This window comes from Coriobacteriaceae bacterium, from assembly GCA_025757745.1.
Classification (GTDB): Bacteria; Actinomycetota; Coriobacteriia; order Coriobacteriales; family Coriobacteriaceae; genus Collinsella.
The window spans coordinates 1,203,836-1,217,793 of record CP107217.1; the positions used below are offsets into that span (position 1 = coordinate 1,203,836).

Consider the following 13,958-nt stretch of genomic DNA (forward strand, 5'->3'; position numbering starts at 1 on the left):
GCGTCCCGGCGACCGTTACCATTCCGCCGGGCTCTGTATGCAAGGGGACATCATAGCGCGTAAATCCAACATTCACACCCTTTCCGCACCTACTCATTGGGGACAGACTTAAATGAGTAGGTCGGTGCTCATTGGGTGGTCATTTAAGTCTGTCCCCAATGACTGGGTCGGTGCCCTTTGTGCGGAGGTTGCTTTGTTGCTTTATACTGGTGCGGTTAGACATCCATCCTGCAATCGAGGAGATTTCCATGGCATCAGACGTTCGCGTCCGCTTTGCACCCTCACCGACGGGCAAGCTGCACATCGGCGGCGCCCGCACCGCTATCTATAACTGGGCTTTTGCCCGCGCAAACGGCGGCACGTTCATCCTGCGCATCGACGACACCGACCCCACCCGTTCCACCGAAGAGAACACGCAGATCATTCTGCGCGCCATGCGTTGGCTGGGTCTTGACTGGGACGAGGGTCCCGAGGTGGGCGGCGACTTTGGTCCCTATGCCCAGACCGAGCGCCTGAACCTGTACAAGCAGGCCGCCCAGCAGCTCTGGGACGAGGGCAAGGCCTATCCCTGCTTCTGCACCAAGGAGCAGCTCGAGGCCGATCGCAAGGCCGCTCAGGAGCGCAAGGACCCCTTCCAGGGCTATCAGCGCCGCTGCCGCGATCTTGATCCCGAGGAGGCCCGCCGCCGCATCGAGGCCGGCGAGTCCTACGTCCTGCGCATCAAGGTGCCCGAGGACCGCGGCGACGTCGTCATCCACGACGCCGTCCACGGTGAGGTGACCTTCGACGCCAAGGAGCTCGACGACTTTGTCATCTTCCGCTCCGATGGCACGCCCACGTATAACTTCGCGACCGTCGTCGACGACGCCATGATGAAGATCACCCATGTCATCCGCGGCGACGACCACCTGTCCAACACCCCGCGTCAGGTCATGGTCTATGAGGCCCTCGGCGCGCCCGTGCCTACGTTCGCCCATATCTCCATGATCTTGGGTGCCGACGGCAAAAAGCTCTCCAAGCGCCACGGCGCCACCTCGGTGGAGGAGTACCGCGACGCCGGTTACCTGTCCGATGCCTTCGTCAACTATCTGGCTCTGCTGGGCTGGTCGCTCGACGGCGAGACCACGATCATCCCGCGTGATGTCCTGGCCAGCAAGTTCTCGCTCGACCGCATCTCCAAGAACCCGGCGACCTTCGATCCCAAGAAGCTCGACTGGGTCAATGCTGAGTACATCAACGGCATGACCGATGCCCAGTTTGCCAACGAGATCATGGTCCCCGAGCTGCACGAGGCAGGCCTCATCGAGGGCAACGTCGAGTACGGCGAGGACTGGATCGACGCGCTCGCTGCCATCGTCAAGCCGCGCACCAAGATGCCGGCCGACGCCGTGACCGTCGCCGCTCCCATCTTCGCTACGGCCGATACGCTCGAGTATGATGAGAAGTCCGTCAACAAGGGGCTGGCCAAGGAAGGCATGAGTGCCATCCTGGATGCCGCCAAGGTCGCGCTCGAGGGTGTTACCGAGTGGACGGCTGCCAACATCGACGCCGCGCTTGAGCCGCTGCCCGAGCAGATGGACCTTAAGAAGCGCGTGGTGTTCCAGGCCGTGCGCGTCGCCGTTTGCGGCAACATGGTGAGCCCTCCGCTGGGCGAGACCATGGCGCTCGTCGGCCGCGACGACTGCCTGGCGCGCATCGACCGCGCCCGCACGATGGCGCTGTAGCAGTAGCGTAAACGCATGTATCCGAGCCCCGCTCACCCGAGCGGGGCTCTTGTTTCTAAAGACGTATGGGATGGGAGGTGCAGAGACCATGGCCGAGCAACTTTCGCTGTTTGGTTCGCCGGAACCTAAGGAAGCTCCGAAGTCCGCGGCCCCTGCTGCCGCCCCGGCGCAGCCCGAGCCCGCATCTGAGCCCGTCGCCGCCTACGCGAGCGTGGTTCTCGACATCCCGACCCGTGCGCTGTCCGAGCCGTTTGCCTACGGCATTCCGCAGTCACTCGCCAACGATGCCCAGATCGGCTCCACCGTCCTAGTCCATTTTGGCAACCGTGCGGCCGCGGGCTATATCGTCGACATCGCGCCCGAGCTTGCCAACCTACAAGGTAACGACGCCCTCGACCCCGCGCGCATCAAGCCTATCGAGGCTATCCTCAGCAAGCCGCTCTTTACCGCTGAGGCTGCACGCATTGCGCGCTGGATGAGTCGCGAGTACGTCGCAACTCTTTCCGAGTGCCTGCGCCTATTCTTGCCTCCGGGTGGAAGTCCGCGCGTGGTCAAGGGCGATGACGGCGTGTGGACCGTTGAGCGCCCCGCCGTCAAGCCTATCCAAAACCGCTGGGTGATGCTTACGCCCGATGGCTTTGACTATACGCCGCCCAAGACTGCCGTTCGCCAACGCCAGCTCATCGAGGCGCTTCAGTGCGGCCCCGTCACGACGCGCGATCTCAACCTGCTCTACAACAACATGTCGGCGACCATCAAGGCGCTCGAAAAACGCGGCGTCGTGGTGGTGGAGGAGCGCCGCGCCTGGCGTGGCTGCAGCGAGCAGACCACGTTGTCCTCGGCAAGCGGCAAGGCGCCGGTCGCGCTCACGAACGGCCAGCAGCAGGCGCTCGCGCAGATTGAGCGTGCTCGCCTGGACGCACACGGCGATGTGGTCCTTGTCGACGGCGTCACCGGATCCGGTAAAACCGAGGTCTACCTCTCCGCTATCGAGCGCGTGCTCGCGGCCGGGCGCTCAGCGTGCGTGCTTGTGCCCGAGATCTCGCTGACGGCTCAAACCGTCGGCCGCTTCCGTTCGCGCTTTGGCGAGACGGTCGCGGTCTTCCATTCCCGTCTTTCGGCCGGTGAGCGCCTGGACCAGTGGGATATGGTCGCAAGTGGCGCCGCCCGTGTTGTCGTCGGCGCGCGTTCGGCACTCTTTTGCCCGCTCAGCGACCTGGGCCTCATCATCATCGACGAGGAGCACGAGACCAGCTACAAACAGGGCTCCAGTCCGCGCTACCATGCGCGCGAGGTGGCGGCCGAGATGGCGCGCCGCTATCGCTGCCCACTCGTGCTGGGCTCGGCTACGCCTTCTGCCGAAGCGCTCGACCGCTGCCACCGCGGCACGTACGGCGGCGTCACGTGGACGCGCGTCGAGATGCCCGAACGCCCGGGTCACGCGGTCCTGCCTACGGTCCGCATTGCCGACCTACGTCGCGAGTTCTCGCACGGTAGCCGCTCAATGTTCTCAAAACCGCTGATGGAAGGCCTGGAGCGCGTTGTGGAGCGGCGAGAGAAGGCTGTGCTGTTGCATAACCGCCGCGGCTTTGCGCCGTTTTTGATGTGTCGCGAGTGCGGTTGCGTCCCCACTTGCAACCACTGCTCCACGGCGCTTACGTACCACGAGCGCACGCACACGCTGCAGTGTCACACCTGTGGTTCGTCCTGGCGCGTGCAGCCGTATCCCGCACCCACGAGTCGTTGCCCCAAATGCGGCAGCCGCTACCTGGCAAAAATGGGCCTGGGCACGCAGCAGATTGAGGACGCGCTGCACCAAATGCTGCCCGAGGACGTCGCCATCATTCGCATGGACGCTGATTCCACGCGTGGCAAGGACGCGCATAAAAAGTTGCTCGAGCAGTTCGATGCCGCCGATTGCGCGGTGCTGCTGGGCACCCAGATGATTGCCAAGGGCCTCGACTTTCCCGAGGTCACGCTTGTGGGTGTAGTCAATGCCGACTTTGCGTTAAAGCTGCCCGATTTTAGAGCGGGGGAGCGCGCCTACGATTTGCTGGAGCAGGTCGCGGGCCGTGCCGGACGCGGCGATCGCCCTGGCGAGGTCGTCATCCAGACCTATCTGCCCGAGGACCCAGTCATCCGCGCCGTCGCCGAGCACGACCGTTCGATCTTTACCGACTACGACCTGGACCAGCGCCGCGACGCACTGTATCCGCCGTTCGTTCGTCTGGTCAACATTTTGGTGTGGTCGGCTAGCCGCGACGATGCGCAGGATTATATCGGGCGCATCGCAAAGCTGCTCAAGCGCCGATGGCATGCCGCCGCTCCCGACTTTTTGCGGTCGGGCAGCGCGGTGCCGCAGGTGCTGGGTCCGGCTTCGTGTGTAATCGAGAGAGCAAAGGACCGTTATCGCTTCCACCTGCTTGTGAAGTCGCCCGTGGGGTACCATGTCTCTGATGATATCGATGCCTGCCTCAAAGAGGTGGGTTCCGTGCGTGGCGTGAGCGTGAGTGTTGACGTCGACGCCTATGATTTGATGTAACAACCCGAAAGGATGGCCATGGAAGCCAACGGAATCGTACTGTCGCCCGACCCTCGACTGCGCCAGGAGTGCGCCGTCATCGAGGAGATCACCCCGGCGATCGAGGCACTCGCCGAGAAGATGAAGAAGATGATGTTCGACAACGGTGGTTGCGGTCTGGCTGCCCCGCAGATCGGCGAGCTCATTCAGCTTGTCACCATCGACTGCGATTACAGCGACAAGAACGACTACGATCCGTACGTGCTCATCAATCCCGTCATTGTTGAGCAGAGCGACCATCTGGTGCCGTTTAGCGAGGGCTGCCTGTCCATCCCCGGCATTAGCTGCGAGATTGAGCGTCCCGACCATGTCGTCGTCGAGGCGTATGACCTGGATGCCAACCTGATTCGCTACGAGGCCTCGGGCGATCTGTTCTGCGTGTGCCTGCAGCACGAGATCGATCACCTGCACGGCAACACCATGTTCGAGCGACTCAAGCCCATGCAGAGGCTCAAGGCAGTCAAGGAGTACCAGGACGCCCTGGCCCGCGGCGCTCGACCGGGCGAGACGGAGTAGGTTTGTCCGTCCCCGGGGCTCCCGCCTATATCATCCCGTGCTCAAACATTCTCGCTGCGCTGCGAAACTGCGCGCGGGACGATATAGGCGGGCGCCCCGGGGACTACGTTGACGCTGCCTGTCTCGCTCGGGTGCCATCGGGCCAGGGAGGGGCGTCATCTCTGATAATTGCTTTGTTGGGAGGGCTGCTTTTATGCGGCTCTTTCTTTGTTTTGGGTATATTTGTTCTTGTTGAATTGTTATTGCGGATGGGCTTGGTAATTGGCTTTCCGCTGTTATTTGTAGCCGTCTCGGCTTTGGTTGAGGGGAGACGTCCTTTATGCGTATTGTGTTTATGGGTACGCCTGATTTTGCTGTGCCTTCGCTGACTTCGCTTGTTGAGGCTGGGAATGAGATTGCGCTTGCCATTACTCGTCCTGATGCTGTTCGTGGGCGTGGTAAGAAGCTTGAGCCGTCTCCTGTTAAGGTCAAGGCGCTCGAGCTTGGCCTGCCGGTTGTTGAGGCTAATCGTATGACGCCTGAGGTAGTTGATACTCTCCAGGCTGCGCGGGCTGATATTTTCTGTGTGGCCGCGTACGGTTGCATTTTGCCTGATGAAGTGCTGCATATGGCGCCGCTTGGTATTGTGAATGTTCATGCGTCCTTGTTGCCTCGTTGGCGTGGGGCTGCTCCCATTCAGCGTGCTATTCTTGCTGGTGATGAGGTTGCTGGCGTTTCCATTATGCGCATTGGGCATGGCGTGGATACTGGTGCTTATTGTGCTCAGGCTTCCACGTCGGTTGACGGTAAGCATGCTGAGGCGCTGACCATGGAGCTTGGTGAGCTTGGCGGCAAACTGCTTGCCGATACGCTTCCTTCTCTTGCCGATGGCACCGCTGTGTGGACCGAGCAGGATGAGTCGCTCGTCACGCATGCTGCCAAGATTTCCAAGCAGGAGATGCGTCTGGATCCGCAGATGGGGGCGCTCGATTGTGTGCGTCACGTGCTGGCTTCGTCCGACACTGCACCCGCTCGCTGCGTGATTGCCGGCAAGTCGGTTCGCGTGCTCGATGCTGCGCCAAGCGATGTGTCGCTTGGCGAGGGCGCTGTTGCCGTTAAGAGCAAGCGTGTTTACCTGGGCCTGTCGGATGGCTCGGTTGAACTGCTCGAGGTTAAGCCTGACGGCAAGCGTGCTATGGCTGCTTCTGCCTGGGCTGCCGGTCTGCAGGGTGCCAATCTGACGTGGGGTGTTTTGTCATGAGCAAGCTTTCCCCCGCGCGCAAGCTTGCGCTCGACGTGCTGATGGAGGCCGACCGTCGCGGCATGTATGCGCGTGACGTGCTCTCTGCCCGTGCTACGGCCAAGGCCATTGACCAGCGCGATTCCGCGTTTGCGGCTCGCTTGGCGCTGGGTGTTGCCGCGACGCAGGGCATTTTGGACGAACTGCTTGACCAGTTTCTCGATAAGCCCAAAAAAGTCGCGCCGCGTGTTCGCATGGCGCTTCGCATCTCGGCCTTTGAGATGCTCTACCTGCATACGCCTGGCCGCGTTGCGGTGAGTCAGGGCGTTGAGCTGGTGCGCAGCGGAGCTAAGTCTGCCGCCGGTTTGGCCAATGCCGTGCTGCATAAGGTCGCGGACAACGTCGAGGACTTTGCCACTGCGGCGGATGCCGATGAGTCCGAGCGCCGATTGGTTCGTCTGTCGCGCCTGTTGGGTCTGCCGCGTTGGCTGTGCGCTCGTATTATGGCTTCGTTTGACACACCGGAGGGCGCGCTTAGCTTTGCCGGTAATCTGGCCCCCGCTCCGCTGGCCCTGCATGAGAACGCCTTTGCGACCAAGCCCGATCCGTATATCTCGCAGTTTGTTGCGCCTGTGTTCCCGGGTTGCCATGCGCCGGTCGATGCACAGGCCACAGTTGCGTCGGGTGTGTTTGAACGCGCGGCGGCCGTGGCCTCGGACCTTAACGCTCAGCTCATCGCTACTGCGGCTACTCGTCCCGGGCGCTGCCTAGAGATTGGCGCCGGTCGTGGTACCAAGACGTATGTGATGATGTGCCAGGCTAAGCGTGCCGGCTACGACCGTCAGCACACTGCACTCGATTTGCACGATCGCAAGTGTGATCAGAATCTCGCGCGCCTGCATAAGGCGGGTATCTCGGGTGTTCGTACGGTGTCGGGCGATGCCTGCGAGCTCAATGAGGTGCTCACATCCTTCGACGCGATGCTTGGCGAGCCTGCCCTGTTCGACACGGTGTTTATCGATGCGCCGTGCTCTGGCACCGGCACCATGCGCCGTCATCCCGAGATTCCGTGGCGCCTGACCGAGAACGACGTTACGACTGAGCTGCCTCGCCTGCAGCTGACGATGCTCAAGGAAGCAGCCGCGCGCGTGGCTGCCGGCGGTGAGCTTATCTATGCCACCTGCTCGGTTTTTGATGAAGAGAACACGCAGGTCGTCGATGCTTTCCTGGCTTCTCCCGAGGGCGCCGGCTTTACCGTGGCACCGCTCTCAGAAGCCCAGATTCTGCAGCTGCCCGAGTTCGCACAAGCCAAGAAGCTCGTCTCCGTTCGCCAAAACGACCGCGGACTTTTCCAAAGCGTCCCCATAAACGCCGACTCCTACGACGGCCACTTCTGTGCCAGGTTGATTCGCAAGCAGTAAAGAAGTTGCGGTGAAATAGGGATTGAATAGCGGCCTCTACCCGCCAAACAGTCCCTATTTCACCGCAACACAGAAGGAAACTTGGGTAGTAAAAAGCAGCCCCGCGATCGGTGTCGGTCGCGGGGCTGATTGGTTTCTAGTGGTTATGCGGGCAGTTGGCGCAACAGCCGCTGGTGGCGCTGGTGCTGGAGCCGCCACTGCGCTGGTCGGTGTTGTAGAAACCGCTTCCGTCGAACTTAATGCCGCTGGCTGAGAACGTCTTGGATGCCGGGGCGCCGCAGCTGGGGCATACGACCTCGGGTGTCTCGGACATGGGGTGCTCAACCTCAAACACGTTGCCGCAGCTCGAGCACTTGTAATCGTAGCGCGCCATAATACTTCCTTTTCAGCACAAAGCGGGCAGATCGCTCTGCCCGCATAAATTCAAACAGCTGTAACTGTACCCTATATCGGGGGTTTTATCACGCTTCGCCCCAGAATCTATGGGTGCTGCGCAGGAGCTTCGCAGTTTTGCCCTCGGCTGCCGCAACGTCGGCCTCGTCAGCTTGCCAAGTCCAGTTGCCCGTGGCCACGCCCGGCACGTTCATGCGTGCATCGTCGCCCAGTCCCAGCACGTCCTGCAGCGGCATCATCACGAGCGGAGCATCGCTTGCCAGGGCGTTGCCCATGAGCTCCCTTGCCAATTCAATGCCGCTCGGCTCGTCGTCGCCTGCAGAGGAGTGCGTGCACCATCCGGCAAGCGTTGAGGTGTCGTGTGTCGAGGTATACAGGATCTTGTCTGGTGTGGGATGAATTCCGCAGCGAACGTCGTAATCGCTAAACTCCAGCACGTCCATGCCGGGGAAGCCGCAGGTCGAAGCCATCGCGCGAACGCCAGGCGTCAGATAACCCAGGTCTTCGGCGATAAAGTTGAGCGGACCCAGCTCGTCGTAGGCCGTTTGGAACAGGTCCTTGCCCGGACCCGCCAGCCAGCGGCCGTCGGCGCAGGCCTCGCCTGCGGGAATGCTAAAGTAGCTGTGGAATCCCAGGAAGTGGTCCAGGCGCACACGGTCGTAGAGTGAGAACGCGCGACGCAGACGGTCCATCCACCAGCGGTAGCCGTTCTCCTTCATGTAATCCCAGCGGAAGGTGGGGTTTCCCCACACTTGCCCCTCGGGCGCAAAGTTGTCGGGCGGCGCGCCCGAAATCTCAATCGCCTTGCCGGTGTCGGACAGCCAGAAGTTTTCGGGCTCGCTCCATGCGTCGGCCGAATCGTCTGAAACATACATGGGGATATCGCCGATGACCTCGATGCCCTTCTTGTGTGCATAGTTCATGAGCTCACACCAGGCAAGGTCAAAGCGGTACTGCATGTACGCCTGAAGCTCGGCCTCGTCGTGGAAGCGCTTGTCATCGATCAGATACTCGTTGTAGCGCGCGACATCTGCCGGCCAATCGTGGCGCGACTCACCTTTAAAGTACTTCTTAACGGCCATGTAGACGCAGTACTTCTCGAGCCAATCGGCATTGCGATGTTTAAACGCGGTGTACAGCGGATCGGCATCCTCGCCGCCGTGGGCCTTCCAGGTAGCAAAGTCGGCGGCCAGTTCCTCATGGCTCTCGGGTAGTAGGTCGATATTGCCTGCAAAGGCCGAGGGACCGGCGTAGGGGGAGCGGAAGAAGTCCGTCGGGTTGACGGGCAGAACCTGCCAGTAGCGCATGCCCATAGCGGCCAGGTGGTCGATAAAACGACGCGTGGGCGTACCGATTGTGCCGGGCTTGCCGTCATCGGTCGGCACCGAGGTGATGTGGCACACGACGCCCGCGCCGTGATCGAGCGGCTCCTGCAGGCGCTTCTCGGCATGGTGATAGATGATTGAAGAGCCCAACGGGTATAGGTCGAGCGTAACGGTGCCGTTGTGGATCTCGCACTCGTGGCCGCTGATCACATCGCTTGCACATTCGCCGAGCGCCGGGATCGTCACGCAGTGCGAATTGCGCAGGCTGCGGTTGATGATAACCGTTGCGGACTCGCCGTCTTTGCCTGTGCGAGTGTAGGCCAAGACTTCATCGTTGAGCGCAAAGGCCTTGATCTCGCCGTCGATCATAAAGGGCAGCGCGCGACGCACGGCAGACGCGTTTTTAACGATGGCCAGCGTATCGAAGTCGTGGAGTTGGTCCTTGGTCGGCAGGGTGCGTCGATTGCCCGGATCGGTGAGGCCCTCCAAGCCGTATTCGTCGCCGTAATAGATCGAGGGCACACCAGGGAAGGTCATCTGCATGAGCGTCGCCAACCAAAAACGGCTCTTGGCCAGGCCCATGGAGTTTTCGTCCAGGCGCCATTTGCTGCGCTCGCTCTCGGGCAGCTGCGACTCGTCGGGGCCACCGCCGAGCACCGAGATGATGCGCGGACGGTCATGGCTCGAGAGCAGATTGAGCGCGCAGGACAGGGCCTCGCGCGGATAGTTCTCACGCAGGGTTTCGATATCCTCGGCTGCCTGGTAGGCGTTCTTGTAGCCCATCAAAAAGCCGATGACCATGTCACGGAAGGGGTAATCCATAGCAGAGTCCAGCTCGGAGCCCTGCAGGTAGCGGCGCAAATGGCCATAGCTGATCTTGTTGGAGGCGTCTTCCCAGACTTCGCCAAGCAGGAGCGCGTCGGGCTTTTCGGCAAGTACGGCCTTCTTGATCTCGGCCAGGAAGTCATCGGAAAGCTCGTCGGCCACGTCCAGACGCCAGCCATGGGCGCCGGCACGCAGCCATTTGCGGATCACGCCGTCCTTACCCAGAAGTTTTTCACGGACAAGCTCGGAATTCTCGTTGATGGCGGGCATGTTGCCCACGCCCCACCAGCAGTCATACGAACCGTCCTCATGGAAGTAAAACGCATCGCGCCACGGCGAGTCCTCGCTCTGCCACGCACCGACGCCGGGGTAGTTGCCGTAGCGGTTGAAGTAGATCGAATCATCGCCCGTGTGGTTGAACACACCGTCCAGAATGATGGAAATGCCGAGCTTTTCGGCCGCCTCGCACAGCTCCGTAAAGTCCTGCTCGGTGCCCAGGATCGGGTCGATCTTGGTGTAGTCGGCCGTGTCGTAGCGGTGGTTGCTCGCGGCCTCAAAGATGGGGTTGAGGTAGATGGCTGTAAAGCCCAGCTCGGCAATGCGGGGCAGGTCATTTTGGATACCCTTGAGTGAGCCGCCGTAAAAATCCCAGGTCTTGATGGAGCCGTCTTCGGCACGCTGGTACACGGGCGGCTCGTTCCAGTCCTCGACCATGCGGCGCTGGATTCCGTTGCGCGGTTTTTCAACTTCGGCCAGTGTGCGCTCGCGCCAGTTTTCGTCGCGGGCATAGCGGTCGGGGAAGATCTGGTAGACCATACCGCGCTCGTACCAAGTGGGACGGTTCTCTCGGTGCTTGTAGACGGTAATCTGGAAGGACGGAACCTCGGCGTAGTTGTAGGTCACACCCTCGCCACCGGTGCGACCCTGCGGTGCACCCAGGCGTACCTCGGGCTGGCCCTCGATGTTGCAGATAAAGCTGTACCAGATAAGACAGGGCTCAGTGCACTCAAGCTCTACGGTAAATATGCCGTCGCCCTCGTGCGTCATGGGATACAGAGACTCACCGATTTCATCGACCCAGGTGCGCAGGGTGAGCGTTGCCTGGTTGGGGTCGGCATCCTCCAAAATCACCGATAGCGAAACGGAAGTTCCAGTGGTCACAGCGCCAAACGGAGTACGAAACTGCGGCAGACGGCTGTTGTGAATCAATCTCATAATTCGGTCCAGTTCAATAGAATCACGGCCTGCGGGCCATGGGCTTTACGCACTGGATGTAAGTATATCTTTTGTACACAGGCTGTATAAACAACATCCGTTTACCATCGGCGAACGGTTGTCCTAGAAAATCGTTTTACCAGCCAAATTATCGCGATATTCAAATGTGCCTATACCGATACTATTTGTAGCCAAACAAAAGTACCCCGGTTTACTACGACGAATTGAATGATCTCAACCACGGTCATTTTCGTGATATTAAAACCGCAGGTAGAGGCGTTGCCAATTTCGTAGATTACCCGCCGTGGTCGGCCGGAGCCATTTTGTCGTAGTAAACCGGCCCTCTTTTTAATGGAGAAGTTCAACGCAAAAGAGGGCGCCTGGTTGGGACGCCCTCTTTTGCTTTGAGGATTAAGTTTTAATCGTCCGGATTAGTGGCGCTTGCGGGTGGCCGTTGCCTTACGGACGGAGGTCTTCTTGGTCGGAGCCTTTTCCTCGGCCGGAACAGCGGGGGAGATCGGGGCCTCCTTGGCGGGCTCGGCCTTAGCCTCTGCCTTGGGAGCTGCAGCCTTGGTCGTGGTCTTCTTGGCCGTCGTCGTAGAGCGCTTGCGCGTGGTGGTCTTGGCAGCCGGCTTTGCCTCGACAGTTGCCTTGGCCTTGGGCTCGGAGGGCGCCTCCTCGACCTTGTCGGCGGGCTTTGCAGCAGCCTTCGGGGTCGTCTTCGCGGCGGCCTTCGTCGTAGCGGCCTTGGTCGTCGTCGACTTCGTAGCCGTGACCTTCTTGGCAGTCGTGGTCTTGGTCGCGGCCGTCTTCTTGGCAGCGGTCTTGGCCGGAGCCTTTGCCGCGGGCTCGGCCTTTGCCTCGGGAGCGGCCTCGGCCTCGGCGGCCTTCTTGGCAGCGGCGGTCGTACGCTTGCGCGTAGTCGATGCCTTGGCAGTAGTTCCCTTAGCGGCGCTAGTCTTGCTAGCAGCGGCCTTCGTGGTCGTGGCCTTCTTAGCCGTTGTCTTGCGAGTCGTCGTCTTCTTGGCGGCAGGCTTCGCAGCGGGCTTAACTTCGGCCTCGGCCGCCGGCTTCTCCTCGGCCTTGGGCTCCTCAACAGCAGCGGGCTCCTTAACGGTCGCCGCAGGTTCGGCCTCAGCGGCAGCGGGCTCCTTAACGGTCGCCGCAGGTTCGGCCTCAGCGGCAGCGGGCTCATCGACAGCTGCAACTTCAGCCACAGCCGCCGGCCTTTCAATCTCAGGGTGCATAAAGAAGTACAGGTCCAGATACTTATCGGCCGAGCGCGTCCAGCTAAAGTCCTGGCTCATGGCCTGCGTGACCAGCTTGTTCCATGCCTCACGGTTATCCCAGAACAGGCGCGCCGCGCGGAAGACCGCGTCGCCCATCTCGTCGCCATTAAAGTTGCTAAACGAGAAGCCCGTGCCCTCGCCGGTGAACTCGTTATACGGGATCACGGTGTCCTTCAAGCCACCGGTCTCGCGCACGATGGGTAGGGTGCCGTAGCGCATGGCGATGATCTGCGACAGACCGCAAGGCTCAAACTTCGAAGGCATCAGGAACATATCGGCGGCGGCGTACATGCGCTGCGACAGCGCCGGGTCGAACTCGATGCGCGCGGCCATGGTGCCAGGGTACTTGTCCTGGAAGTAGCGCAGGCCATCCTCGTAGTCGCGGTCGCCGGTGCCCAGCACGGCCACCTGAACGCCGCCGGCCAGGATGCGGTCGAGCGCGTACATGACCAGGTCCATGCCCTTCTGGCGCGTCAGGCGCGTGACCATCACCATAAGCGGGCGGTCGTCGCGAACCTCGAGGCCTAGCTCTTCCTGCAGCTTGGCCTTGCACACGGCCTTGCCGGAACGATCGTCAACCGTGTAGTTGGCGGCAATGCGCTTGTCGGTTGCCGGGTCAAAGCCCGCAACGTCAATGCCGTTGAGGATGCCCTGCAGCGCGTAGGAGCGCTCGCGCAGCACACCGTCCAGGCCCTCGCCAAACTCGGGCGTCTGGATCTCGCCCGCATAGGTGGGGCTCACCGTGGTGATGGCATCGGCATAGTGCAGCGCGCCCAGCATGTAGTTGATGCTGCAGGCGTCGCAACGCAGCTGCGAGGCGGCCGCGGGAATATGCGCCACACCCAGGATGTCCTCCATCACGGTGTCGCTAAACTGGCCCTGGAACGCTACGTTGTGGATCGAGAACACGGTCTTGACGCGGTCGTACAGCGGCAGGCCCTGGTAGAACTCGCGCAAGAACACGGGTGCCAGTGCCGTCTGCCAGTCATTGCAGTGCAGGATGTCGCACTCAAAACCGGCCGGCAGGTGCTGCAGGCTCTCTGTGATGGCCTTGGAGAAAAATGCGAAGCGCTCGCCGTCGTCAAAGAAGCCGTACGGATAGTCGCGCGCAAAGTAGCGCTCGTTGTCAACGAACATATAGGTGACGCCGTCGTGTTCGAGCTTCTCGAGCCCGCAGTACTCGTTGCGCCAGCCCAGGCTCACGTAAAAGTCGGCAAAGTGCTCCATCTGCGCCTTGTACTCGTCCTTGATGGTGGCGTACTTGGGCACCATTACGATAACCTCGGCGCCGGCGCGCACGAGTGCCGCAGGCAGCGAGCCCGCCACGTCACCCAGGCCACCGGTCTTTACAAACGGTGCGCACTCGGCCGAGGCAAACACGATCTGCATCTTTTTGCTGGAATCTGCCATATTGTCTCCCATGTTGCAATTCGAGAATAGCCGCCTGGCG

The 13,958-nt window shown here is 61.1% G+C and carries 8 protein-coding genes; 5 read left to right on the top strand and 3 right to left on the bottom strand.

Annotated elements, in window-relative coordinates; all coding sequences use genetic code 11:
* Window positions 1-248: 248 nt before the first annotated feature.
* The 5 genes from gltX (at window position 249) to OGM60_05130 (ending at window position 7,461) form a co-directional block, all read left to right on the top strand.
* The gene (gene gltX / locus OGM60_05110) at window positions 249-1,724 is read left to right on the top strand and encodes a glutamate--tRNA ligase (GenBank protein UYI98288.1); all 1,476 of its coding nucleotides are present in this window, start codon (window positions 249-251) and stop codon (window positions 1,722-1,724) included.
* An 88-nt stretch (window positions 1,725-1,812) separates the two neighbouring features.
* Window positions 1,813-4,266 (top strand): primosomal protein N', encoded by a 2,454-nt coding sequence (gene priA, locus OGM60_05115; GenBank protein UYI98289.1) that lies wholly within the window; start codon window positions 1,813-1,815, stop codon window positions 4,264-4,266.
* An 18-nt stretch (window positions 4,267-4,284) separates the two neighbouring features.
* Window positions 4,285-4,821 (top strand): peptide deformylase, encoded by a 537-nt coding sequence (def, locus tag OGM60_05120; GenBank protein UYI98290.1) that lies wholly within the window; start codon window positions 4,285-4,287, stop codon window positions 4,819-4,821.
* Window positions 4,822-5,140: 319 nt separating this feature from the next.
* On the top strand, window positions 5,141-6,061 hold the full coding sequence (fmt, locus tag OGM60_05125; protein UYI98291.1) for a methionyl-tRNA formyltransferase: 921 nt from the start codon (window positions 5,141-5,143) through the stop codon (window positions 6,059-6,061).
* Complete coding sequence (locus OGM60_05130; GenBank protein UYI98292.1) at window positions 6,058-7,461, top strand: hypothetical protein; 1,404 nt, start codon at window positions 6,058-6,060, stop codon at window positions 7,459-7,461. Before fmt ends, OGM60_05130 begins: the two co-directional genes overlap by 4 nt.
* A 136-nt stretch (window positions 7,462-7,597) precedes the next feature.
* Here OGM60_05130 and OGM60_05135 read toward each other — a convergent pair whose 3' ends face one another.
* The 3 genes from OGM60_05135 to glgA form a co-directional block, all read right to left on the bottom strand.
* Window positions 7,598-7,834, bottom strand: coding sequence for an FmdB family transcriptional regulator (locus OGM60_05135; protein UYI98293.1), 237 nt, complete (start codon window positions 7,832-7,834; stop codon window positions 7,598-7,600).
* Window positions 7,835-7,922: 88 nt separating this feature from the next.
* A complete protein-coding gene (locus tag OGM60_05140; GenBank protein ID UYI98294.1) occupies window positions 7,923-11,219 on the bottom strand; it encodes a 4-alpha-glucanotransferase in 3,297 nt (1,098 codons plus the stop codon).
* Window positions 11,220-11,650: 431 nt separating this feature from the next.
* Window positions 11,651-13,918 (bottom strand): glycogen synthase GlgA, encoded by a 2,268-nt coding sequence (gene glgA, locus OGM60_05145; protein UYI98295.1) that lies wholly within the window; start codon window positions 13,916-13,918, stop codon window positions 11,651-11,653.
* Window positions 13,919-13,958 lie beyond the last annotated feature (40 nt).